Raw genomic sequence first — 24538 nt, forward strand, 5'->3', positions numbered from 1 at the left:
GTCTGGGGGTCATCCTCCTGCGAACGGCGGGAGCACCTCGACCGTGCCGCCCTCGGCCAGCCGTACGGTCTCATGACCGCGGGTCCCGACGGGGTCTCCGTCGATGAGGAACGCACACCGCTGGAGTACGCGGGTCAGCTCCCCGGGGTGCCGCTCGCGCACCGCGTCGAGCGCTTCGGCGAGCGTCCGGGCCGTGTACGGCTCCTCCGCGACCCCGGCCGCGGCCTTGGCCGCGGCCCAGTAGCGGATGGTGACCGCTGCCATGGCGGCGCTCCTTTCGTTGAATTACCGCCTCCATGATGACGCCTCCGCCCCCGGGCCCCTACGCCCGAGGGGCGCTCACGGCGGCCATCTCAGTCGCACGCGCTTCCGTGCGCCCCCCGTGCAACGGCGACACGAGGCCCGCGCGCCACCGGAATCAGGTCGCGATCATGGCCGCGACCTGCACAGATGGGTGCTGTTGAGGGTGTGCTTGGTGTCCGCAGCGTGACCAAGGAGACAAATGATCTCCGGAATTGTCCCTCTGGCCCGGAAGCAGGGTGGGCTATTCTGCTGGGCAGAGGACCTGGGCAATGTTGCCCCCGGGTCCTTTTGTGCTTTCTGGCCGTTATGGCGGACGGAAGACACGACAGACGCGACACGACAGACGGACCTCAGGGCGCGAAGGTCCGTACGTACGAAGCAGTGCCGCATACGTCCTCGCAGGGACCGAGGAGGAACCGACGTAATGGGCGAGCGAACCGTGCATGACAGTCCGAACAAGGCAGGTGGCGGACGATGAGCTCTCTGCTGCTCCTGACCAATGCCCTTCAGCCCTCGACGGAGGTGCTCCCCGCCCTCGGCCTGCTTCTGCACAGTGTGCGGGTGGCTCCCGCCGAGGGCCCGGCCCTCGTCGACACCCCTGGTGCCGACATCATCCTGATCGACGGCCGCCGTGACCTTCCGCAGGTCAGGTCGCTGTGCCAGCTGCTGCGGTCCACCGGCCCCGGCTGTCCGCTGATCCTCGTCGTCACGGAGGGCGGCCTCGCGGCCGTCACCGCCGACTGGGGCATCGACGACGTACTGCTCGACACCGCCGGACCCGCCGAGGTCGAGGCGCGGCTGCGCCTCGCGACGGGCCGCCGGCAGATCGCTTCGGACGACAGCCCGATGGAGATCCGCAACGGCGACCTCTCGGTCGACGAGGCGACCTACAGCGCGAAGCTCAAGGGCCGGGTCCTGGACCTGACCTTCAAGGAGTTCGAGCTGATCAAGTACCTGGCGCAGCACCCGGGCCGGGTCTTCACCCGCGCGCAGTTGCTCCAGGAAGTGTGGGGTTACGACTACTTCGGCGGTACGCGCACGGTCGACGTCCATGTGCGGCGGCTGCGGGCGAAGCTCGGGCCCGAGCACGAGGCGCTGATCGGCACTGTCCGCAACGTCGGCTACCGCTTCGTGACGCCGGAGAAGGCGGACCGGGGAGGCGGGGGCCCCCGCGGAAAGGCCGCTCCACCGGTTTCGCCGGCGGCCCGGCCGGCGGACACCGACCCCCGGGACGAGGCTCCCGTCGGGTCGGCCGCACGGGCTGCCGAGCGCTAGTCGCGGGGCTTGCCGGCCGGTGGGCGCAGAGCCTCCCGGCCGGTAGTCACCACGCGTAGACTGCCGCGCGTGGCCAAGGTGACGCGGGACGATGTGGCACGACTGGCGGGGACGTCGACCGCGGTCGTCAGTTACGTCATCAACAACGGACCGCGGCCGGTCGCCCCGGCCACGCGCGAGCGGGTGCTCGTCGCGATCAAGGAGCTGGGGTACCGGCCCGACCGGGTGGCCCAGGCGATGGCCTCGCGGCGCACGGACCTCATAGGAATGATCGTCCCCGACGCCAGGCAGCCCTTCTTCGCCGAGATGGCGCACGCCGTCGAGCAGGCCGCCGCCGAGCGCGGAAAAATGGTCCTCGTCGGCAACTCCGACTACCGCGACGAGCGCGAGGTCCACTATCTGCGGGCCTTCCTCGGCATGCGGGTCTCCGGGCTGATTCTGGTCAGCCAGGGCCCGAGCGAGCACGCCGCCGCCGAGATCGAGGCCTGGGACGCGCGAGTGGTGCTGCTGCACGAGCGGCCCGAGGCGATCGACGACGTGGCAGTGGTGACGGACGACGTCGGCGGCGCCCAGCTCGCCACCCGTCACCTGCTGGAGCACGGGTACGCGTACGTGGCGTGCCTGGGCGGCGTGGAGTCCACCCCGGCGGTCGGCGACCCGGTGGCCGACCACGTCGAGGGCTGGCGCCGCGCGATGCAGGAATCCGGACGCTCCACCGAGGGCCGCCTCTTCCAGGCCCCGTACAACCGCTACGACGCGTACCAGGTGGCCCTCGGGCTGCTGGCCGGCCCCGACAGACCCCCGGCGATCTTCTGCGCCACCGACGACCAGGCGATCGGCGTGCTGCGGGCGGCGCGCGAGCTGCGCATCGACGTACCGGGCGAGCTGGCGGTGGCCGGCTTCGACGACGTCAAGGAGGCCGCGCTGACCGACCCGCCGCTGACGACGGTCTCCTCCGACCGGCCGGCGATGGCGCGGGCGGCGGTGGACCTGGTCCTCGACGACGCGCTGCGGGTGGCGGGGTCGCGGCGCGAGCGCCTGAAGCAGTTCCCCTCGGCACTGGTGGTACGCCGCTCGTGCGGGTGCCACGGCGCGTAACGCACCTCTTTATGTCCGGCATACGCGCTTCTGTGCGGCTTCTCACCACCTCCTCAGACGGTTCTCATAACCGGTGGCCAAGCTCTGAGACATGACCGACAGCCACCGCCGCAGCGGCGAGAACCCGGAGCCCGAGCACCAGCAGCCCTACCCGGACGAGGCCTGGCAGCGGGCCAGGAACGAGGCGGAGCGGGACGCGCAGGCGTTCTCCGCCGCGTATCCGCCGCCGCCCGCCCACGAGCCCGCGCAGCCGGTGGCGGCGAACGCGGCCGGGGCTGCCTGGCCGCCGCCGCACCCGCACCCGCCGCACCGCAGGCGGGCCAAGCGGCCCGTGGCGATGCTGGCCGCGGTCGCCCTCGCCGCCGCCGCGATAGGCGGCGGCACGGGCGCGCTCGTCCAGAACCTGCCGAAGAGCGACCCGGGCGTCGGCACCGGCGTCACCGGCACCAACGTCGCGCAGAGCAGCAAGGGCACCGTCGCCGGGGTCGCGCAGGCCGTCAGCCCGAGCATCGTCGAGATCGGCGCGACGTCCTCGGCGGGAGACTCCACGGGCTCCGGTGTGGTCATCACCGCCGACGGCGAGATCATCACCAACAACCACGTCGTCGCGGGCGCCTCGAGCATCAAGGTCAAGCTGAGCGACGGCAAGACGTACACGGCGAAGGTCGTCGGCACCGACGCGGACAAGGACCTCGCGCTCATCAAGCTGGAGGGCGCGAGCGGGCTCAAGACGGCTTCCCTCGGCAACTCCGACCAGGTGAAGGTCGGCGACGAGGTGGTGGCGATCGGTTCGCCCGAGGGCCTGACGGGGACCGTGACCAGCGGAATCGTCTCCGCGCTCGACCGTGACGTGACGGTCGCGAAGGACCAGGACGAGGGCCAGGGCCAGGGCCAGGGCGATCAGCAGGGTCAGTGGCCGTTCGAGTTCGGCGGAAAGCAGTTCAACGGGGAGACGGGCTCGGCCAAGACGACGTACAAGGCGCTCCAGACGGACGCGTCCCTCAACCCCGGCAACTCCGGCGGCGCGCTCATCAACATGAACGGCGAGATCATCGGCATCAACTCGGCGATGTACGCCCCGAGCGGCGCAACGGGCTCCACGACGGGCAGCGTGGGCCTCGGCTTCGCGATCCCGGTGGACACGGTCAAGGCGGACCTGGCGAAGCTGCGGAGCGGTGGCTGAGGAGACCTTTCCAGGGGAACAGCCCGCCGCAGGCGCCCCCGCCTCCCTCCGTGCGACGCTGAAGGCCGCCCCCACCACGTCACCCACCACCGCCGAGGACCCCCGATGACCAGCCCCGCCGAGCGCATCCTGATCGTCGACGACGAACCCGCCGTGCGCGAGGCGCTCCAGCGCAGCCTCGCCTTCGAGGGCTACGGCACGGAGGTCGCGGTCGACGGCGTCGACGCGCTCGCCAAGACCGCCGCATACGAGCCGGATCTGATCGTGCTCGACATCCAGATGCCCCGGATGGACGGCCTGACCGCCGCCCGCCGCATCCGGTCGTCCGGCGACACCATCCCGATCCTGATGCTGACCGCCCGCGACACGGTCGGCGACCGCGTGACCGGACTCGACGCGGGCGCCGACGACTACCTGGTGAAACCGTTCGAGCTGGACGAACTGTTCGCCCGCATCAGGGCCCTGCTGCGGCGCAGTTCGTACGCGGCGACCCAGGGCGCGGGCGGCGAGGAGCCGCCCGGCCATGTGCTGTCCTTCGCCGATCTGCGAATGGACCTCGCGACCCGCGAGGTCACCCGCGGAAGCCGCCAAGTGGAGCTGACCCGGACTGAGTTCACGCTCCTGGAGATGTTCCTCGCGCACCCGCGCCAGGTCCTGACGCGCGAGCAGATCCTCAAGGCGGTCTGGGGCTTCGACTTCGAGCCGAGCTCGAATTCGCTCGACGTGTACGTGATGTACCTGCGCCGCAAGACGGAGGCGGCCGGCGAGCCGCGCCTCGTGCACACGGTGCGGGGAGTGGGGTACGCGCTGCGCACGGGCGGCGGTACGGAGTGACCACCACGCACGTCCCGCACGACGCCCCGCACCCCACGGACGGCGCCGACGACCCGGAGGCCCCCGCCCCGGAGCCCGGCAGGCGCGGCCCGCTGCGCCGGCTGGCCTCGCTGCCGCTGCGCTCCCGCCTCGCGCTGCTCGTCACCACCGCGGTGACCGTCGCGGTCGCGCTGGCCGCGGTGGCCTGCTGGCTGCTCACCGAGAGCCAGCTGCGCTCCCAGCTGGACTCCTCCCTGGAGAGCCTGTCCGTGTCGCGCGGATACCTGGAGCTGGCCGCGTCGAACTGCCAGGAGTCGGGCCCGGCGCCCAGCAAGGACGCCCCGCCCAGCACCACATACGTACAGCTGGTACGCCTCGACGGCGGTCGCTGTGTCGGCCCGGGGTCGACCCCCGTCAAGGTCCAGCAGGCCGACACCCACGTCGCCAGGCACCTCGCCGATCAGGCCTGGCGCGACGGGGTCACCGACACCGGCGAGGCGGTCCGCGTCTTCACCCACCAGGACAGCGGCACCGGGCTCACCGTGTCGTTCTCCCGCCCCCTCGCGGAGGTCGACGGCGCGCTGAACCAGCTCGCGCTCGTCCTGCTCGCCGTCGCCGGCCTCGGGGTGCTCGGCGCGGGCGCCGCGGGACTGTGGGTGGCGAGGACCGGGCTGCGGCCCGTGGACCGGCTGGCCGACGCGGTCGAGCATGTGGCGCGCACCGAGGACCTGACCGTACGCATCCCGGTCGAGGGCGAGGACGAGATCGCCCGCCTCTCGCTGTCGTTCAACGCGATGACCACCGCCCTGGCCAGCTCCCGCGACCGCCAGGCGCAACTGATCGCCGACGCGGGGCACGAGCTGCGTACGCCGCTGACCTCGCTGCGCACCAACGTGGAGCTGCTGGCCCGCAGTGACGAGACGGGCCGGGCCATTCCGCCCACCGACCGGGCGGCGCTGATGGCTTCGGTCAAGGCTCAGATGACCGAACTGGCCGCTCTCATCGGCGACTTGCAGGAGTTGGCGAGGCCGGACACGGCCATGCACGACAGTCCGGCGCGGGTCGTCGCGCTGCACGAGATCGCGGCGGCGGCCCTGGAGCGGGCGCGGCTGCGCGGCCCCGAGCTGACGATCGCCTCCGACCTCGCGCCCTGGTACGTGCGCGCCGAGCCCGCCACGCTGGAGCGGGCGCTGGTCAACGTTCTGGACAACGCGGTGAAGTTCAGCCCACCGGGCGGCGCCGTCGAGGTGGTGCTGCGCCGGGGCAGGCTGTCCGTCCGCGACCACGGCCCCGGCATCCCCGCCGACGAACTCCCCCTCGTCTTCGACCGCTTCTGGCGCTCCCCGTCCGCCCGCGCCCTGCCGGGCTCGGGCCTGGGCCTGTCGATCGTGGCCCGTACGGTCCAGCACGCGGGCGGCACGATCGAGCTGCGGCGCCCGCCGGACGGGGGCGGCGGCACGGAGGCCCTGATCGGCCTGCCGGGGGCGCCCACACCGCCACCGGCCGACGTGATGTGAGGCGGGTCCTTGGAGCCGGCGCCGCCGGGCTCGACGCGGTGTGCGTCGCCGGCGACCGCGCCCACTCGCTGGGCCACCCCGATGGCCCAGCCCCGCCTGCGGTGCGCCCGCCAATCGGGTACAGTCCGCGCCTGTTTACGTCCCCTCCGGGCGTGTGGCGCGTTCCGGCGCACCAGATTGCGATGAGGTCAGGTAATCAGCCCTCACGTTCTGGAGGAATTCTCATGCTTCGTCGCCTCGCCATCACCGTCGCCGCCATCGCCACTGCCGGATTCATGGCGGCCGGCCCCGCCACCGCCGCAACGATGGGCGGCGACGATGGCCCCGCCCACCGGAGCGGCGGCATGTCGGCCGGGTTCGAGTACTACAACGTCGGCGGCCCGTACGGCATCACCACGGCCCGTGGAGCGAAGGCCGGATACGAGAGCGAGTCGTTCTTCGGCGGTCACGACCGCGGCTACGACCACGACCGCGGCTACGACCTCTCCGGCGGGCACCGCGGCGAGGGCATGAAGGCCAGGTTCGAGCACCACAACGTCGGTGGGCCCTACGGCATCACCGGAACCCGCGGCTCGAAGTCTGCCTTCCAGTGGGAGTCGGCCTTCGGTCACCACGGCAGCTGAAACGACTGACGGCTCCGCGCCGTCGTCGAACGGCCGCGCCCCCACGGTTTCCCGTGGGGGCGCGGCCGTTCGCATGCGCTGCGGGGGGTGCTGTCCTACTTCACGACCGTGATTCGGTCGGCGGCCGGCGGTGCGATCGGCTCGGCCGCGCTGGAGTTCGCCGCCAGGTGGGCGTTGAAGAGGTCCAGGTCGGAGGCGCCGACCAGCTTGTTCTTGTGGTCCTTGAAGACCGCGAAGCCGTCGCCGCCCCCTGCGAGGAACTCGTTCATCGCGACGCGGTAGGTCTTCGCCGGGTCGAGCGCGACGCCGTTCAGCCGTACCGAGGCGACGACGATACGGGACGCGCCCTGCTTGGTCATGTCCAGGGTGTACGTGAAGCCCCTGGACACCTGAAGCACCTTCGGGGAGGCGTCGTTGCCGCCGCTGACCTGCTGCTGGAGCGCGGTGATCAGCTGGGCGCCGGTCAGGTCGACGACGTTCATCATGTTGGTGAACGGCTGGACGGTGAACGCCTCGCCGTACGTCACCACCCCGTCGCCCTCGCTGCCGCTCGCCTTGAAGACCAGGTCGGAACGGATCCCGCCCGGGTTCATGAAGGCGATCTGCGCCCCGCCCCTGTCGGCCGGGGCCAGGCCCTCCAGCTGCGCGTCGGCGATCAGGTCGCCGAGCGGCTTCTCGGGGGCGGTGGAACCGCGGCCGTTGATGTCGGCGGAGATGAAGCCCTGCGGCCTGTTGGCGACGGGCGCGGCGAGGATGTTCCAGCGGCCGATGAGCGAGGTCATGTCCGCGGCCTTGGCCTGGTCACGGCTGACGATGTGGTTCACGGACTTCACAGAATCAGCGGACTTCGCCGACTGGGACGACTTCACCGACGTACGGACGATGTCCTTGGTCCTGCGGTCGTAGGTGAGCGTGGTGTCGGTGTAGACCTTGCCGAACGAGGACGCCGAGGTGACCATGCGCGGCTTGCCCGCCGGGTCCGGGATGGTGCACACGTACGCCTGGTGGGTGTGCCCGGTGACCAGCGCGTCGACCTTGGGCGTGATGCCCTTGGCGATGTCGGTGATCGGTCCTGAGATGCCGTCACCGGCGCCCGGGGAGTCGCAGTCGTAGTTGTACGAACTGCCGGCCGGCGAGCCGCCCTCGTGGATCAGCGCGACGATCGACTTGACGCCCTGGCGGTCGAGTTCCTTGGCGTACTTGTTGACGGTCTCGACCTCATCGTGGAACTTCAGTCCCTTGACGCCGTTGGCCGTGACGATGTCCGGGGTGCCTTCGAGGGTGACCCCGATGAAGCCGATCTTGACGCCGTTCTTCTTCCACACCGTGTACGGCTTGAGGATCGGCTTGCCGGTCTTCTCGCGGGTGACGTTCGCGGCGAGGTACGGGAAGTCCGCGCCCTTGAACTTCTTGCCCTTCTCGAAGCAGCCCTCGACCGGGTGGCAGCCGCCGTTCTGCAGGCGCCCCAGCTCGGCGGAGCCCTCGTCGAACTCGTGGTTGCCGACGGCGGACACGTCGAGGTCGAGCTTGTTCAGCGCCTCGATGGTCGGCTCGTCGTGGAACAGCCCGGACATGAGGGGGCTGCCGCCGACCAGGTCGCCGGCGGCCGCGGTGACGGAGTACCGGTTGCCTTCGCGCGCGTCGCGCAGCGAGGTCGCCAGGTACTCCACGCCACCGGCCGGGATGGCCTTCGTCGTCCCGTCGGGCTGCGTCTCGTTGACCGTGCCGGCCGAGCCCGCCGGGGGCTCCAGGTTCCCGTGCAGGTCGTTGAAGGACAGCAACTGCACATCGACGGTCCGCGACGGCTTCGGCTTGTGGTGCCGCCCGCCGTCCTGGGCGCCGGCCGGCATCGCGGCGACGAGCGCGCCGACGGTGGCGAGACCGGCGGCGGACGCGAGGATCCGCCGGGTCGCGCGACCGCTGCGCGAGGTCCGCTGCGTACGGGTGGAGCGGGGGTTCGCTGACATCTGTCCCCTTGTGAGTTCAGCGTGGTGAGCTGGGTGTGAACGTGGCTTGACGCGGCAGCTTAAAGTCAACGCGCGTAGAGCGACAGGGGTCCCGGGTTACGAGCTGGTTGCCATCATTTCGTCAACGGGGCATTCAGTGCGTATCGCTCGCATGCCGGACATGTACGCGCAGTAACGTCGTCGCACGCGCGAGCGCCGCGGTGTGCACGGCAAGAAGAACGAGACCCCTCCGAGGGCCACCGCACCCGCCCGGCCCGTAACTGCCGTTTTTCATCCGCGAGTTGGCCGACGTCATCAAGTCGATCGGGCGGGGCGCGCGCCTGCGCGGTCGGCCCGGGGCCAGCGCCGAGACGCTCCGGGCCGGCCGGGAGATCGGACGATCCCGGCGCGGCAGCGCCGCGAGAAGTGCGGCACCCGGCCATCGGCTACCTCTCGACCGATTTGCCCAGCAGCCTGTCGCGCCATCACCGCCGTACGCTCGTACCCATGACGACTGACCCCGTAGCCCCCGCCCCCGACCGCCGGATCCAGACCCTCGACGAGCTCACCGACGAGCAGGCGCGACAGGTCATCGGCCTGCTGACCGACGCCGCCCGCGAGGACGGCGTACACGCCGTGTCCGAGCAGGGCAGGCTGCAGCTCCGGGGCGGGCACCGTGCGGGCATCCGGCACTTCCTGCTGTCGCGGGCCGACGGGATGCTGCTCGGTTACGCGCAGCTGGAGGACACCGACCCCGTCGAGGCCCCGGCCGCCGAGCTGGTCGTACATCCCTCGCATCGCGGGCAGGGTCACGGGCGGGCGCTCGGATCGGCCGTGCTGAACGCCTCGGGAAAGCGGCTGCGGGTGTGGGCGCACGGCGGAAGGTCCGCGGCGCGGCACCTCGCGCAGGTGCTCGGGCTGACCCTCTTCCGCGAACTGCGGCAACTGCGCCGCCCGTTGAGCCCGCTGGACATCCCCGAGCCGGTCCTTCCCGAGGGTGTGAGCATCCGCACCTTCGTGTCCGGCCGGGACGACACGGCCTGGCTCGCCGTGAACGCGGCGGCGTTCGCGCACCACCCCGAGCAGGGTTCGCTGACACAGCGCGACCTGGCCGACCGCGAGGCCGAGTCGTGGTTCGACCCCAAGGGCTTCTTCCTGGCCGAGCGCGACGGCGAGCTGATCGGTTTCCACTGGACGAAGGTGCACGCCGAAGAGCGGCTCGGCGAGGTGTACGTCGTCGGGATCCGCCCGGACGCCCAGGGCGGCGGCCTCGGCAAGGCACTGACCGCGACCGGCCTGCGGCACCTCGCGGCGGCGGGCCTGCCGACCGCGATGCTGTACGTCGACGCGGACAACGCGGCGGCGGTCACGGTGTACGAGCGACTCGGCTTCACCACGCACGGAGTGGACCTGATGTACCGCACGGAGTCCTAGGACAGCACCGCGCGCAGCAACACCCCGGGGGCGGCGTCGATCGACACCGCCCCTTCTCGCGGCCCTGGCCGCCCCGGCTGCGGCCCCGGCTGCGGGAGGGGCAGGCAGGGGACAAGCCCCGCCCACACGCGCCCGCACCGCTTCCCGTCCGCCCGCCCACCCGCGCCCGGACGTCATGTCCCCGTTACCGGCTATTCAGACACGCTTGCGACCCTCACGGAATGCAGCCCGCCGAGCCACCCGCCCCCAACGGGAGAGCGCCCGTCGTATCCGCCCCCTTCGGCGCGCCCGTAGGCACCCGGAAGCGGAAGAATGGGGCCATGAGCCAGCAGCCGAGCGCCGATGTCCCCGTCCAGCATGCTCAGCCGTCCGTCGGTTCCATCGCCGCGCACCGCCCGCACACCGTGGCCGCGTCGCCGGTGCCGCTGGACCCCGACATCGACGCCGACCTGGATACGTACGTCGAGGACCCCGACGGCGACGAGGAACTGCCGCAGGGCCGCTTCCTGGACCGCGAGCGCAGCTGGCTGGCGTTCAACGAGCGGGTGCTCGAACTGGCCGAGGACCCCGGCACGCCCCTCCTCGAACGGGCTAATTTCCTCGCCATCTTCGCCTCGAACCTCGACGAGTTCTTCATGGTCCGGGTCGCCGGCCTGAAGCGCCGCATCGCGACCGGCGTGGCGACCCGCTCCGCGTCCGGCCTCCAGCCCCGCGAGGTCCTGGACCTGATCTGGACCCGCTCCCGTGAGCTCATGGCCCGGCACGCGGCCTGCTACCAGCAGGATGTCGCCCCGGCCCTCGCCGACGCGAGCATCCACCTCATCCGCTGGCCCGAGCTGACCGAGAAGGAGCAGGCCCGGCTCTTCACGCTCTTCCGGCAGCAGATCTTCCCGGTGCTGACCCCCCTCGCGGTCGACCCGGCGCACCCCTTCCCGTACATCTCGGGGCTGTCCCTGAACCTCGCGGTGGTCGTCCGCAACCCGGTCAGCGGCCATCGGCACTTCGCCCGCGTCAAGGTCCCGCCGCTGCTCTCCCGGTTCCTGGAGGCCTCCCCGCAGCGTTACGTGCCCCTTGAGGACGTCATAGCGGCGCACCTCGAAGAGCTCTTCCCCGGCATGGAGGTCCTCGCGCACCACATGTTCCGGGTGACCCGCAACGAGGACCTCGAAGTCGAGGAGGACGACACCGAGAACCTCCTCCAGGCGCTGGAGAAGGAGCTGATGCGGCGCCGCTTCGGGCCGCCGGTGCGCCTGGAGGTCGAGGAGTCCATCGACCCGTACGTCCTGGACCTGCTGGTCCGCGAGCTGAAGATGTCCGACGCCGAGGTGTACCCGCTGCCCGGCCCCCTCGACCTGACCGGGCTGTTCGGCATAGCGGCGCTCGACCGCCCCGAGCTGAAGTTCCCGAAGTTCATCGCCGGCACCCACCGTGACCTGGCCGAGGTCGAGTCGGCGTCGGCGCCCGACATCTTCGCGGCCCTGCGCGAACGCGACGTACTCCTCCACCACCCCTACGACTCGTTCTCGACCTCCGTCCAGGCCTTCCTGGAGCAGGCCGCGGGCGACCCGGACGTCCTGGCGATCAAGCAGACGCTGTACCGCACCTCGGGCGACTCCCCGATAGTGGACGCGCTGATCGACGCGGCCGAGTCGGGCAAGCAGGTGCTGGTCCTGGTCGAGATCAAGGCCCGCTTCGACGAGCAGGCGAACATCAAGTGGGCGCGCAAGCTGGAGGAGTCCGGCTGCCATGTCGTCTACGGCCTGGTTGGCCTGAAGACCCACTGCAAGCTGTCCCTGGTGGTCCGTCAGGAGGGCGAGACGCTACGGCGCTACAGCCATGTCGGCACCGGCAACTACCACCCCAAGACGGCCCGCCTCTACGAGGACCTGGGCCTGCTCACCGCGGACCCGCAGGTCGGCGCGGACCTCTCCGACCTCTTCAACCGGCTCTCCGGCTACTCCCGCCGCGAGACGTACCGCCGCCTCCTCGTCGCCCCCAAGTCGCTGCGGGACGGCCTGGTCGCCCGCATCAACAAAGAAGTGGCGCACCACCGGGCGGGGCGTCCCGCGTACGTACGCATCAAGGTCAACTCGATGGTCGACGAGGCCATCATCGACGCCTGCTACCGGGCGTCCAGAGCAGGCGTGCCGATCGACATCTGGGTACGCGGGATCTGCGCGATCCGCCCAGGGGTCACCGGACTCTCGGAGAACATCCGGGTCCGCTCCATCCTCGGCCGCTTCCTCGAACACTCGCGGATCTTCTCCTTCGGCAACGGCGGCGAGCCCGAAGTCTGGTTCGGCAGCGCCGACATGATGCACCGCAACCTCGACCGCCGCATCGAAGCACTGGTCCGGGTGACCGACCCGTCCCACCGCGCGGCCCTGACCCGGTTCCTCGAAACCGGCATGTCCGACGCCACGTCCTCGTGGCACCTCAGTGCCGACGGCAACTGGACACGGCACGCGACGGACGCGGACGGCTCGCCGCTGCGGAACGTCCAGGAGATGCTCATAGACGCCCGGAGGCGCCGGCGTGCAACACCATGACACCGCATCAAGGAACGCGGCGGCCCGCCCGTTCACCGGTCACCGGCCCGCCGGTGAGGTCCTCTCGCCGTATCTGCACGACCGGGCCGCGGACTTCCTGCGCAGCCTGCGCATGCACCGCGAGAGCGGCCAGGACCCGCAGGGGACCGCGGCCGCCGAGGCGGCCGGCGCGCTGCGCCGCTCGGCACGCCGGATCGGCGGGGCACTGCACACGTTCCGCCCGCTGACCGACACCCACTGGGCCGACCCGCTGCGCGCGGAGCTGTCCTGGCTGTCGGGCACCCTGGCCCGCGAGCACTCCTGCGCGGCCCGCCAGAGCCGGCTCCTCGACGCCCTGAACCGCCTCTCCGGCACGACCCCGGTACCGGCCGCACGAGGCACCGCGCAGCCCGCCGGAGCCCTGACCGTCGGGGCCGCGCGCGCCGGAGCCCTCCTCGACCGCCAACTGACCCTGGCCAGGACACGCGCGCACTCCGCCGCACTCCAGGCCCTGGGCTCCTCGCGCTTCCACGCGGTCGCCGACGCCGTGGCCCTCCTCGCGTCCGACGCCCCGCTGGGCCCGGCCGCCGCGGCGCCCGCCGACGAGGTCCTGGTCCCGCTCGCCGACGCGGCCCGGCAGCGCCTGACCGACGCGGTGGCCACACTCCCGCTGAACCGCGCGGCGCACCCGTACAACGCGGAGGCGCTGATCCACGGCCTGGCCGCCACACCGACCGCCGAGGCACAGGACGCCCCCTGGCACCAGGTCCGTCTCCTCCTGCGCCTGCACCGCTACGCGCAGGACGTCGTACGGTCCCCGGCAGCCGACACCCTCCCCGCGGCCCACGCCCTGAACCGCCACCGGGACGCGGCGGAGGCCGCGGCAGCGGCGGCTTCGGCGGCCCGCACCCCGCGCATCGCCCCGGCGACGGCGTACGCCCTGGGCGTGCTGCACGCGGACCAGCGCCACGAGGTGGAGGCGGCCCGCTTCGCGTTCCAGCAGGTCTGGCCCGCGCCGTGACCACCGCGAACCCGGCCCACGAGCCCGCCGTCCTGGCCGCGGGCTGCGTGCTCTGGCGCCGCACCTCCGCCGTCGGCCTCCAGATCTGCCTCGTACACCGACCGAAATACGACGACTGGTCCCACCCGAAAGGCAAACTCAAGCGCGACGAGGACGCGCTCCGAGGCGCCCTGCGCGAGGTCCTGGAGGAAACCGGCCACGCCGCCACACCGGGCCCCCGCCTCCCCACCACCCACTACCTCGCGAACGGCCGCCCCAAGCGGGTCGACTACTGGGCAGCGGAGGCGACGGCAGGCACCTTCGTCCCGAACAACGAGGTCGACCGCGTCCTGTGGCTCTCCCCCACAGCGGCGACCCAGCGCCTGACGCAGCCCCGCGACCGCGAGCTGCTGGCAGCGCTCCTGGAGTCGCTGCACGCGACCTGACCGGGCCGCCCCGGGCCCCGGCCCGAAGGACGACCGGACCCGCCCGGGGCGGCCACCCCGGTCCGACCGTCACGGTTCACCTCCCGTTCACCCTCCCCCGTTGGTCGCTTCACCTGTTCTGCCTAATTTCGGACTTACACAGTGCGCGGCACATCGCGAGATGCTCGCCCGACTGCGTAGCTGAAACGTCCGAACCACCTCGCACGCCGCCACGACACGAGACCCGGCGGCTCCTGGAAGGAACACCCGAAAGTGAAGCTTCAGAGCAAGAACCGGCTTCGCGCCACCGCGCTCGGCGCACTCGCCGTCTCCGGCGCCCTGGTCCTCACGGCGTGCGGCTCGGACAACAACAGCGGCTCCACGGGCGGCTCCGGCGAGAAGACGACGGCCGGCAAGACCATCAAGTGTGACGACGCCGAGGGCAAGCTGCTCGCCTCGGGTTCGAGCGCGCAGAAGAACGCCATGGACCTCTGGGTCAAGAACTACATGGCCGGCTGCACGGGCGTGGAGATCAACTACAAGTCCTCCTCCTCGGGCGAAGGCATCGTCGCGTTCAACCAGGGCACGGTCGGCTTCGCCGGCTCCGACTCGGCGCTCAAGCCCGACGAGGTCGAGGACTCGAAGAAGATCTGCAAGGGCGGCCAGGGCATCAACCTGCCGATGGTCGGCGGCCCGGTGGCCCTCGGTTACAACCTGGACGGCGTCGACGACCTGAAGCTGGACGCCTCCACGATCGCCAAGATCTTCAACAACAAGATCAAGAACTGGAACGACGAGGCGATCGCCAAGCTCAACCCGGACGCCAAGCTCCCGGACAAGCCGATCCAGGCCTTCCACCGCTCCGAGGACTCCGGCACCACCCAGAACCTGGGCAAGTACCTGAGCGCCACCGCCAAGGCCGACTGGCCCTACGAGGCCGAGAAGAAGTGGCCGGCCCCGGGCGGCCAGGCCGCGTCCGGCTCCGCCGGTGTCGCCGCGCAGGTCAAGCAGGAGGACGGCGCGATCGGCTACTTCGAGCTGTCGTACGCCGCCTCGCAGGACATCTCTACCCTCAAGATCGACACCGGTGCGGCCACGCCGGTCGAGGCCACTTCCGAGAACGCCTCGAAGGCCATCGCCGCCGCCAAGGTCGCGGGCCAGGGCAAGGACCTCGCGCTGAAGCTCGACTACGCGACCAAGGCCGAGGGCGCCTACCCGATCGTCCTGGTGACGTACGAGGTCGTCTGCGACAAGGGCAACACCCCCGAGACGCTGGGCACGGTCAAGTCCTTCCTGACCTACGCCGCGGGCGCCGACGGCCAGAAGCTGCTCTCGGACGCCGGCTACGCCCCGATCCCGGCGGAGATCAACGCCAAGGTCCGCGAGACGGTCACCTCCCTGAACTGACCCACAGAGCCACCGGCGGCCGGCCCGGCGCACCTCACCGGGCCGGCCGCCACCCTCCATCCGGTGCACCGCCGCCAGGGGAGTCCGCTCCCCCACACAGACCGGAAAGACGCATGGCATTCACACCCACGGCCACCCCGCAGGCGCCACAGCCTCCACCAGTCATAGAAGCGAGCGGTACGTCCACGGGCCGCGCGGGCGACAAGGTCTTCCTGGCCATGTCCCGCGGCTCGGGCATCCTGCTCCTGGTGGTCATGGCGTCGATCGCCGCCTTCCTGACCTACCGCGCCGTACTCGCCATCTCGAAGGACGAGGGCAACTTCCTCACCACCTTCGACTGGAACCCGGCCGGCGACCCGCCGGTCTTCGGCATCGCGGTCCTGCTCTACGGCACCGTCGTCAGCTCGATCATCGCGATGGTCATCGCGGTTCCGATCGCTGTCGGCATCGCCCTGTTCATCTCGCACTACGCGCCGCGCAAGCTCGCCTCGCCCCTCGCGTACGTCGTGGACCTGCTGGCCGCCGTGCCGAGCATCATCTACGGCATCTGGGGCGCCCTCTTCCTCGTCCCCTACCTCGGCGGCCTGAACTCCTGGCTGGACGAGTACCTGGGCTGGACGTACCTCTTCGAGAAGACGGAGCTGGGCGCGGCCCGCAACCTCTTCACCGTCGGCATCCTGCTCGCGATCATGATTCTGCCGATCGTCACCAGCGTGAGCCGCGAAGTCTTCCTGCAGGTTCCGAAGATGAACGAGGAGGCCGCGCTCGCGCTCGGTGCGACCCGCTGGGAAGTCATCCGCATCTCGGTGCTGCCCTTCGGCCGCTCGGGCGTGATCAGCGCCTCGATGCTGGGCCTGGGCCGCGCACTGGGCGAGACGATGGCCGTGGCCACGGTCCTGTCCCCGAGCTTCCTGATCTCCGGCCATCTGCTGGATCCGGGCGGCGGCACGTTCGCGCAGAACATCGCCGCGAAGTTCGACGAGGCCAACGAGTACGGGCGTGACGCCCTGATCGCGTCGGGCCTGGTGCTCTTCCTCCTCACCCTGCTGGTCAACGGCGCGGCCCGCCTGATCATCGCCCGCCGCAAGGAGTACTCGGGGGCCAACGCATGAGCAACGCAACCATCCAGGACAAGCGCCCCACGCCCCACGTGCGGACGGTCAGCCTGTCCCGCAAGGGCCTCCCCCGCTGGGCACCCACCGCCTTCGCCGCCGCCGCCGTCGTCCTGGGCTGCGGCCTGGGTTACGTCGCGGGCTGGCAGAGCCGCGTCCAGTGGGGCATGGTCTCGGCCCTGTTCTTCGTCGTGCTCACGTACTCGATCTCCTCGGCGGTCGAGGGCCGGCGCCAGGCCAGGGACCGGGTCGCCACCAGCGTCGTATGGGTCTGCTTCCTCCTCGCGATCATCCCGCTGTTCTCCCTGATCTGGGTCACGGCCAGCCGCGGCATGAAGGTCATGGACGGGTACTTCCTCAGCCACTCGATGGCCGGTGTTCCCGGCTTCGAGACCGGCGGCGGTGTCTATCACGCGCTGATCGGCACGCTGGAGCAGGTCGGCCTGGCCACCGTCATCGCCGCCCCGCTCGGCCTGCTCACCGCGATCTACCTGGTGGAGTACGGGAAGGGCAAGCTGGCCAAGGCGGTGACGTTCTTCGTGGACGTCATGACCGGCATCCCGTCCATCGTGGCGGGCCTGTTCATCCTGTCGATCATGCTGATGGCCGAGCTCAAGCCGTCGGGCCTGATGGGAGCCCTGGCCCTGACGATCCTGATGGTCCCGGTCGTGGTCCGCTCCACCGAGGAGATGCTCAAGCTCGTACCGAACGAGCTGCGCGAGGCCTCCCTCGCCCTGGGCGTACCGAAGTGGCGCACGATCCTGAAGGTCGTCCTGCCGACCGCGGTCGGCGGAATCACCACCGGTGTGATGCTCGCCATCGCCCGTATCGCCGGTGAGACCGCGCCGATCATGCTGCTGGTCTTCGGCAGCCAGCTGATCAACCCGAACCCCTTCGACGGCGCCCAGTCCTCGCTCCCCTTCTACATCTGGGAGCAGTACCGGGTCGGCAGCGAGGCGTCGTACGACCGCGCCTGGGCCGCCGCCCTGGTCCTGATCGCCTTCGTCATGATCCTCAATCTGGTGGCTCGCGGCATCGCCCGCTGGAAGGCTCCCAAGTCCGGTCGCTGACGCGACCAACCGAAAGCGAAGTGACCACGATGGCAAAGCGAATCGACATCAGCGGCCTCAGCGCCTACTACGGCGCCCACAAGGCGATCGACGACATCTCCATGACCGTCGAGCCCCGCTCGGTGACCGCCTTCATCGGCCCCTCGGGCTGCGGCAAGTCCACCTACCTGCGCACCCTCAACCGCATGCACGAGGTCACCCCGGGCGGCCGGGTCGAGGGCAAGGTCCTCCTGGACGACGAGGACCTGTACGGCAAGGACGTCGACCCGGTCGCCGTGCGCCGTACGGTCGGCATGGTCTTCCAGCGCCCCAACCCGTTCCCAACGATGTCGATCTTCGACAATGTCGCGGCCGGCCTGCGCCTCAACGGCTCGTACCGGAAGAACGCCCTGGCCGACGTCGTCGAGAAGTCCCTCAAGGGCGCCAACCTCTGGAACGAGGTCAAGGACCGCCTGAACAAGCCCGGCTCCGGCCTCTCCGGCGGCCAGCAGCAGCGCCTGTGCATCGCCCGCGCCATCGCGGTCGAGCCGCAGGTCCTGCTGATGGACGAGCCGTGCTCGGCGCTGGACCCGATCTCGACCCTCGCGATCGAGGACCTGATCGGCGAGCTGAAGGAGCGCTTCACGATCGTCATCGTGACGCACAACATGCAGCAGGCGGCGCGCGTCTCGGACCGTACGGCCTTCTTCAACCTCTCGGCGGTCGGCCAGCCCGGCAAGCTCGTCGAGATAGACGACACGGAGCGGATCTTCTCCAACCCGTCCGTGCAGGCCACCGAGGACTACATCTCGGGCCGCTTCGGCTAGACCGGCCCACCCCGCACTTGCCTGCGGTGCTGCATGGCGGTGCCTCCGCAAGGCAAAGGGCCCGGGGTCGGCTATCCGAAGACCAGCAGGACGAGCCAGTAGCTCAGCGCCGCCACGAGTCCCGCGGCCGGCATGGTGATGAACCAGCCGAGGACGATGTTCTTGGCGACACCCCAGCGCACCGCGCGTGAGCCCTTGGTGGAGCCCACGCCCATGATCGCGGAGGTGATGACATGCGTGGTGGAGATCGGCGCGTGGAACATGAACGACGCCGTGTACATCACGGACGCCGCCGTGGTCTCCGCCGCGAAACCCTGCGGCGGGTCCAGCTCGATGATCCGGCGGCCCAGCGTGCGCATGATGCGCCAGCCGCCCGCGTACGTACCGAGCGACAGCGTCAGCGCACACGCGATCTTGACCCAGACCGGGATGTCGTCGCCCTGGCCCTCGACATCGGCGATGACCAGGGCCATCACCACGATGCCCATGGTCTTCTGCGCGTCCTGCAAACCGTGACCGAGCGCCATCGCGGCGGCCGAGACGGTCTGCGCGATACGGAAGCCGCGCTTGGCCTTGTGCGGGTTGGACCTGCGGAACATCCACAGGATCGCGACCATCACCAGATAGCCGAGGATCAGCCCGACGAACGGTGAGAGGAACATCGGGATGACGACCTTCTCCAGGACGCCGTCCCAGATGACCTGGGTGCCACCCGCGAGTGCCGCACCCACCATGCCGCCGAACAGGGCATGGGAGGACGAGGACGGCAGCCCGTAATACCAGGTCACCAGGTTCCACACGATCGCGCCGACCAGCGCCGCGAACAGGATCCCCATCCCCTTGGAGCCGTGCGGGGTGTCGATCAGACCTTCGCTGACGGTCTTGGCGACGCCGCTGCCGAGGAAGGCACCGGCGAGGTTCATCACGGCGGCCATGGCAAGGGCCGCGCGCGGAGTCAGCGCCCGGGTGGAGACAGAAGTCGCGATGGCGTTCGCGGAGTCGTGAAAGCCGTTGGTGTAGGTGAATCCGAGCGCGACCCCGATGGTCACGATGAGCGCAAACGTGTCCACCGGGGGTCAGGACTCCTTGACGGCGATGGTCTCGACCGTGTTGGCGACGTGCTCGAAAGCGTCGGCCGCCTCTTCCAGCACATCCACGATCTGCTTCAGCTTCAGTACGTCCATGGCTTCGTACTTGCCGTTGAACAGCTGCGCGAGCAGCTTGCGGTGGACCTGGTCGGCCTGGTTCTCCAGGCGGTTGACCTCGATCCAGTACTCGGTGAGGTTGGTCATGGTCCGCAGGTGCGGCATGGCCTCGGCGGTCAGCTCGGCCGCCCGGACCAGCACCTCGATCTGCTGCTCCACGCCCTTCGGGAGCTCCTCGATCTGGTAGAGAACGACCAGGTCGACGGCCTCCTCCATGTAGTCCATACAGTCGTCGAGCGACGAGGCGAGGTTGTAGATGTCCTCGCGGTCGAACGGAGTGATGAACGAGGAGTTCAGCTGGTGGAAGATCGCGTGGGTGGCATCGTCCCCCGCGTGCTCCGCTGCCCGCATCCGCTCCGAGATCTCGACCCGGGCGGAGGAATCCGCTCCGAGCAGTTCCATCAGGAGCTTGGAGCCCGTGACGATGTTGTCCGCAGATGCGGAGAACATGTCGTAGAAGCTCGTCTCCCTGGGGGTCAGACGAAAGCGCACGTGGGGTCCTCGGGGTGCATTGGGATCGGTCAGGGTGATGCTAGGCGCATCATCCGGCCACGGCTAACCGGCGTTCTTCAGTGTCGCGCATCAGGCACAGTGATCAGCACAGGGCCCCGGGCCCCTACCCGCAAAGTTCGTTACCATATACCCATCAGGGGTATAAAACCCCTTTCAGGACAACGGGAGGACGCGATGACGACCACCGAGGCGGCCGGCACGACGACTGGCGCGGGGACGGCCAAAGCGCCCTCCGAAAGCCCTGAATCAGCCGCTTCCTTCACATCTGCCGCATCTGCCGCATCGGCTCCGGAAGTGGTCACCGATCACGACCGCGGGGTGCACGGATACCACAAGCAGAAGGACGAGCACCTCAAGCGGCTGCGCCGGATCGAGGGCCAGGTCCGCGGGCTGCAGCGGCTGGTGGACGAGGACGTCTACTGCATCGACATACTCACCCAGGTCTCCGCGAGCACGAAGGCGCTCCAGTCCTTCGCGCTGCAACTGCTGGAGGAGCACCTGCGGCACTGCGTCGCGGACGCCGCGCTCAAGGGCGGCAAGGAGATCGACGAGAAGATCGAAGAGGCGACGAAGGCCATCGCCCGCCTGCTGCGGACGTGATCCCCGGGGGGCGCGAAACCCCCGCGCCCCGCCCCGGTCAGCCGCGCGGCGGCCCGGGGACTCCCACGCTCCCGCCCGACGCTCCGGCCACTCCTGGTCCCGCGACCGCCGGCCCTCTCACTCCCGCTGCCCCGGCTCCCGCTCCCCCGGCCGCTGCGACTTCCAGCACCTCGTCGATACGGTCCGGGCTGAGCCGCTCTCCGTCCGCGGCCGACGCCGCGATCATCAACTCACCACACAGCTCGATCTCGGCGAGGGCGATGTGGTCCTGGACGGCCATGCTGCGCATCGGGGCCACGTGCATCACCTCTTCCTGCCGTCGTCGGCTTCCCAGGGTAGGCAGCGCGACACTTGATGCGCATGGCACGGACGGACCATTTCGGCCGGGGCGCAAGGGCTATGACCGAATCTTCCCGGCGAAAATGTCCCCCTCCTCGGGGAGCCGTACCTGGATCGGCGTCCCGAACGCGTACAGCACCGTCGTAGAGGCGACCGCGACCGCGCGGCCAGAGTTGACGTAGCTGAAGCGGTGCCGGACCTTGAGCAGCCGCCCCTGGTCGTCGAGGTACGCGTCGAAGGGGACGGCATCCTTGGCGAATCCTTTCGCCGCCGCCGCGAGCGCCCCACGCACCTGCGGCGAAGCGGCCGCCGCGGCCCGCCCGATGTCGGCGACACCGCGATAGTGGCGCGCGCGCCGGCCGTCCAGTTCCGTCCGGCCCTCGTACGTCACCGTCCTTGCCCCGCGCAGCAGTTCGGCGGCGACGAGCGGATCGGTCGCCCCGCCAGTGACGAGGTTCCCGTCGTCGAGGGCCGCCGCGTCGATCCGCACCCACTTGTCGACGGGGACGCCGGCGCCGCGGTTCTTCATGTACAGCGCGCCGGGCGAGAGCAGCTCGGTGATGGGCCGGTGCTCGTCGACGCCCGCGGAGTCCTTCGGCAGCCGGACCTTCAGCTGCCCCATCCGCTTGCGGAAGTTGTACGCCCCCTCGCCCCGGATGGTGACCCGGGTCCCGCCCGCGGCCATCTCCATGGACGTACGGGTCCTGGAGCTCCCGGCCCCGGCCAGCACCTCGGCGGCGCGGTGCACGACATCGACGGGATCACCGCCCTGCCGGTCCTCGGCGACGGCGCCACCACCGCCGGAGCACCCGGCGGTGCTCACCATCAGCCCCGCCACGGCTGTGACTGCGACTGCCCCACCCCTGAGCCTGTGCTGCTGCCCCACCATGGCCGCCCATCCCCCCACGCCGTACCGCGCACTGTGTCCGCCCCGCCTAACGACCACGGCGGCCCCCCGGTCACGCGTACCCGACGCGCACCGCGTGTCGGCGCCGCTCCCCTTCTTGACACACCCCTCGCGCCCCTCGGCCCCGGGGGCCTCCTGGGCTTCGGCGCGCTGCGGCGGCCTCCGACCCCCGACCGCCCGAGCTCCCTCTGCACGCGGGCCTCGCCCCCTTGGCCCCGATCCTCCGGGCTTCGGCGACCAGCGGCCGAGAACCGTCGGCCGACGACAACCGACCCCCCATTGGCTGTTCGCGGGCACCGTCACCCCAGTACGGTGAACGAGTGCTCCAACAAGCCCCACCGGAAGCCCACCCCCACCGAACCGACACCACTGACCGCGGTTCCTTCTGCGTCGCGCACTGCACCTGCGGCTGGCGCGGCCCGGCACGTCGTTCCCGGGACCTGGCCCGCAAGGACGCGGAGTCGCACGCGGCAGCCTTCTGACCCCGGCGCGACGCCCCCACCCCACGAGACATGGCTCCCGGGACCCGGCGCGAGGCGCCCCGACCCCACGGCTCCCACCCCCGCCTCCGGCGCCAAGCACCCCCTACCGCGCCAGGGCGTACGCCTCCGGAGCCCCAGCCGGGGCACCCGCCCCTCCCCCGCGCACACATCCGGCCACCCGGCGGCAAACGCCCCGCCGCGAGGGGCGGCCCCCAGGTTCCGGAAAAGGGCGGGGACGGCGGCGGGGGCGGGGACGGCGGCGGGGAAAAGACCCACCGCACCGGAACCCACCGCCCCGCAGTGTCGTCTCGTCCCCCAGGAGGCCACATGCACCGGCGCACACTTCTCACCGCGGCAACCGCCCTCGCCGCAACCGCAGCCACCGCCTGCACAGGCAGCAAGGAACGCAGCAGTCCCAGCAGCAGCACCAGCACCCCCACCACAGCGACCGCGGCCAACGCGACCACCGCCCGACCCAGTCGCGCCCCCGCCGCCGCAGCCAACTGGACCGCTCTGACCCGAGGCCTCGACGGCACACTCGTCCGCCCCACCGACGCCACGTACAAGACGGCCCGGCAGCTCTACAACACCCGCTTCGACACGCTGAAGCCCGCCGCCGTCGCCTATGTGTCGAACGAGACCGACATTCAGGAGTGCCTCGCCTTCGCCCGAGCGCACCGCACCCCCGTGGCCATCCGTAACGGCGGCCACTCCTACGCGGGCTGGTCCAGCGGCAACGGCCGCCTGGTCATCGACGTATCGAAGCTCGCCCAGGTCAAGGCGGACGGCACGATAGGCGCCGGCGCCAAGCTCATAGACGTCTACCAGGGCCTCGCCCGCCACCGCCGCACCATCCCCGCCGGCTCCTGCCCCACCGTCGGCATCTCCGGTCTCACCCTCGGCGGCGGCCACGGCGTCGTCTCCCGCGCATACGGCCTGACCTGCGACAGCCTCACCTCCGCGACGCTGATCACCGCCGCGGGCAAGCGCCTGAACTGCACGGCCACCGAGAACGCCGACCTCTTCTGGGCCCTGCGCGGTGCCGGCAACGGCAACTTCGGCGTCGTCACCAGCCTCACCTTCCGCACCCACCCCGCCCCGGCCGCGGTCACGGCGTACCTGTCCTGGCCCTGGTCGAAGGCCCAGGCCGTCCTCGCGGCCTGGCAGGAATGGGGCCCGGGCCAGCCCGACGAGATCTGGTCGTCGGCGCATCTCGCCGCCGGCGCGGGCGGCGGGACGCCCACCGTGTCCGTCTCGGCCTTCTCACTGGGGACGTACGGTGATCTCCAGAACGCCGTGGACCGCCTCGCCGACAAGGTCGGCGCCCCGGCCCGCTCCGTCTCGCTGCGGCGACGCACGTACCAGGAGGCGATGCTCATCTACGCGGGCTGCTCGGGCCTGAGCGACGCCCAGTGCCACCTCCCCGGCAACACACCCGGCCGCACCGGCACGGGCGCGCTGGGGCGGGAGACGTACGCCGCCCGCTCGGACTTCTTCGACCGCTCGCTCTCGCCCGCCGGGATCCGCGCGCTGCTCTCCCAGACGGAGGCCTTCACGCGCGTCACCGCGGCGCAGGGCGGTGGCGGCGGCAGCGTCGCGCTGACCGCGCTCGGCGGGGCGGTCAACCGGGTCGACCCGCTCGCGACGGCTTTTGTGCACCGCCGCTCCCGGATGCTGGCCCAGTACATCGGCTCCTGGCGCGCGGGCACATCCGGCACGGCGCAGCAGGCCTGGCTGAAAACCGCGCACGGGGCGATGCGCCGCCACGCCTCGGGGGCCGCCTACCAGAACTACACGGACGCGACCCTGACCGACTGGCGCAAGGCCTACTACGGCGCTGCGGCGGACCGCCTCACCCAGCTGAAGAAGCGCTACGACCCGGACAGGCTCTTCGACTTCCCGCAGGCGCTGTAGGGGCGGGCACGCCCCGCCGGGCGCCCGTCAACCCGTGT

General features: G+C 70.8%; 22 protein-coding genes. 16 read left to right on the forward strand and 6 right to left on the reverse strand.

Going from position 1 to position 24538, the window contains the following annotated elements:
• Positions 1–9 precede the first annotated feature (9 nt).
• Positions 10–264, reverse strand: a complete 255-nt coding sequence (locus ACLLJJ_RS16125) for a MoaD/ThiS family protein (RefSeq protein ID WP_434591585.1) — start codon at positions 262–264, stop codon at positions 10–12.
• A 513-nt stretch (positions 265–777) separates the two neighbouring features.
• Here ACLLJJ_RS16125 and ACLLJJ_RS16130 point away from each other — a divergent pair.
• From ACLLJJ_RS16130 to ACLLJJ_RS16155, 6 genes are all read left to right on the forward strand, one after another.
• Positions 778–1578 carry a response regulator transcription factor gene (locus tag ACLLJJ_RS16130; RefSeq protein ID WP_434591588.1) on the forward strand — a complete coding sequence of 267 codons (801 nt, stop codon included), beginning with the start codon at positions 778–780 and terminating at the stop codon, positions 1576–1578.
• Positions 1579–1647: 69 nt separating this feature from the next.
• Positions 1648–2676, forward strand: a complete 1029-nt coding sequence (locus tag ACLLJJ_RS16135) for a LacI family DNA-binding transcriptional regulator (protein WP_434591591.1) — start codon at positions 1648–1650, stop codon at positions 2674–2676.
• Positions 2677–2767: 91 nt separating this feature from the next.
• Positions 2768–3859 (forward strand): S1C family serine protease, encoded by a 1092-nt coding sequence (locus ACLLJJ_RS16140; protein WP_434591594.1) that lies wholly within the window; start codon positions 2768–2770, stop codon positions 3857–3859.
• 105 nt (positions 3860–3964) lie between these two features.
• Entirely contained in the window at positions 3965–4693 is a 729-nt protein-coding gene (locus ACLLJJ_RS16145) for a response regulator transcription factor (RefSeq protein ID WP_434591597.1), read from the forward strand.
• On the forward strand, positions 4690–6189 hold the full coding sequence (locus tag ACLLJJ_RS16150) for a sensor histidine kinase (protein WP_434591600.1): 1500 nt from the start codon (positions 4690–4692) through the stop codon (positions 6187–6189). The genes ACLLJJ_RS16145 and ACLLJJ_RS16150 overlap by 4 nt, the downstream gene beginning before the upstream one ends.
• Before the next feature lie 224 nt (positions 6190–6413).
• Complete coding sequence (locus ACLLJJ_RS16155; RefSeq protein WP_434591602.1) at positions 6414–6812, forward strand: hypothetical protein; 399 nt, start codon at positions 6414–6416, stop codon at positions 6810–6812.
• A 95-nt stretch (positions 6813–6907) separates the two neighbouring features.
• Here ACLLJJ_RS16155 and ACLLJJ_RS16160 read toward each other — a convergent pair whose 3' ends face one another.
• The gene (locus ACLLJJ_RS16160; protein WP_434591605.1) at positions 6908–8779 is read right to left on the reverse strand and encodes a bifunctional metallophosphatase/5'-nucleotidase; all 1872 of its coding nucleotides are present in this window, start codon (positions 8777–8779) and stop codon (positions 6908–6910) included.
• 486 nt (positions 8780–9265) lie between these two features.
• Between ACLLJJ_RS16160 and mshD the strand changes: the two genes are divergently transcribed.
• From mshD to pstB, 8 genes are all read left to right on the forward strand, one after another.
• The gene (gene mshD, locus ACLLJJ_RS16165) at positions 9266–10192 is read left to right on the forward strand and encodes a mycothiol synthase (protein ID WP_434591608.1); all 927 of its coding nucleotides are present in this window, start codon (positions 9266–9268) and stop codon (positions 10190–10192) included.
• Positions 10193–10512: 320 nt separating this feature from the next.
• Complete coding sequence (locus ACLLJJ_RS16170; RefSeq protein WP_434591610.1) at positions 10513–12741, forward strand: RNA degradosome polyphosphate kinase; 2229 nt, start codon at positions 10513–10515, stop codon at positions 12739–12741.
• The gene (locus ACLLJJ_RS16175) at positions 12728–13741 is read left to right on the forward strand and encodes a CHAD domain-containing protein (RefSeq protein WP_434591613.1); all 1014 of its coding nucleotides are present in this window, start codon (positions 12728–12730) and stop codon (positions 13739–13741) included. The genes ACLLJJ_RS16170 and ACLLJJ_RS16175 overlap by 14 nt, the downstream gene beginning before the upstream one ends.
• Entirely contained in the window at positions 13738–14166 is a 429-nt protein-coding gene (locus ACLLJJ_RS16180) for an NUDIX hydrolase (protein ID WP_434591616.1), read from the forward strand. Before ACLLJJ_RS16175 ends, ACLLJJ_RS16180 begins: the two co-directional genes overlap by 4 nt.
• A 252-nt stretch (positions 14167–14418) precedes the next feature.
• A complete protein-coding gene (pstS, locus tag ACLLJJ_RS16185; protein ID WP_434591619.1) occupies positions 14419–15552 on the forward strand; it encodes a phosphate ABC transporter substrate-binding protein PstS in 1134 nt (377 codons plus the stop codon).
• A 218-nt stretch (positions 15553–15770) separates the two neighbouring features.
• Positions 15771–16664, forward strand: a complete 894-nt coding sequence (gene pstC, locus ACLLJJ_RS16190; protein ID WP_283522738.1) for a phosphate ABC transporter permease subunit PstC — start codon at positions 15771–15773, stop codon at positions 16662–16664.
• Entirely contained in the window at positions 16661–17734 is a 1074-nt protein-coding gene (gene pstA / locus ACLLJJ_RS16195) for a phosphate ABC transporter permease PstA (RefSeq protein ID WP_434591622.1), read from the forward strand. Before pstC ends, pstA begins: the two co-directional genes overlap by 4 nt.
• 29 nt (positions 17735–17763) lie before the next feature.
• The gene (gene pstB, locus ACLLJJ_RS16200; RefSeq protein ID WP_434600436.1) at positions 17764–18540 is read left to right on the forward strand and encodes a phosphate ABC transporter ATP-binding protein PstB; all 777 of its coding nucleotides are present in this window, start codon (positions 17764–17766) and stop codon (positions 18538–18540) included.
• A 71-nt stretch (positions 18541–18611) separates the two neighbouring features.
• Here the strand turns inward: pstB and ACLLJJ_RS16205 are convergent, their stop codons facing one another.
• Together ACLLJJ_RS16205 and ACLLJJ_RS16210 are read right to left on the reverse strand one after the other, a co-directional pair.
• Complete coding sequence (locus ACLLJJ_RS16205; protein ID WP_434591624.1) at positions 18612–19610, reverse strand: inorganic phosphate transporter; 999 nt, start codon at positions 19608–19610, stop codon at positions 18612–18614.
• A 6-nt stretch (positions 19611–19616) separates the two neighbouring features.
• Positions 19617–20237 carry a DUF47 domain-containing protein gene (locus ACLLJJ_RS16210; protein ID WP_283522732.1) on the reverse strand — a complete coding sequence of 207 codons (621 nt, stop codon included), beginning with the start codon at positions 20235–20237 and terminating at the stop codon, positions 19617–19619.
• Positions 20238–20432: 195 nt separating this feature from the next.
• Between ACLLJJ_RS16210 and ACLLJJ_RS16215 the strand changes: the two genes are divergently transcribed.
• The gene (locus ACLLJJ_RS16215) at positions 20433–20858 is read left to right on the forward strand and encodes a metal-sensitive transcriptional regulator (protein ID WP_434591627.1); all 426 of its coding nucleotides are present in this window, start codon (positions 20433–20435) and stop codon (positions 20856–20858) included.
• Positions 20859–20895: 37 nt separating this feature from the next.
• On the opposite strand, the gene ACLLJJ_RS16220 is transcribed toward ACLLJJ_RS16215, so the two are convergent.
• Positions 20896–21162: a hypothetical protein gene (locus tag ACLLJJ_RS16220; protein WP_434600690.1), complete on the reverse strand. Its 267-nt coding sequence runs from the start codon at positions 21160–21162 to the stop codon at positions 20896–20898.
• 93 nt (positions 21163–21255) lie between these two features.
• A complete protein-coding gene (locus ACLLJJ_RS16225) occupies positions 21256–22086 on the reverse strand; it encodes a hypothetical protein (protein ID WP_434591630.1) in 831 nt (276 codons plus the stop codon).
• Positions 22087–22913: 827 nt separating this feature from the next.
• Between ACLLJJ_RS16225 and ACLLJJ_RS16230 the strand changes: the two genes are divergently transcribed.
• A complete protein-coding gene (locus tag ACLLJJ_RS16230) occupies positions 22914–24500 on the forward strand; it encodes an FAD-binding oxidoreductase (RefSeq protein WP_434591633.1) in 1587 nt (528 codons plus the stop codon).
• The last annotated feature ends 38 nt before the right edge of the window (positions 24501–24538 follow it).

Origin of the sequence: Streptomyces sp. A5-4 (assembly GCF_051131715.1) — a bacterium.
Classification (GTDB): domain Bacteria; phylum Actinomycetota; class Actinomycetes; order Streptomycetales; family Streptomycetaceae; genus Streptomyces.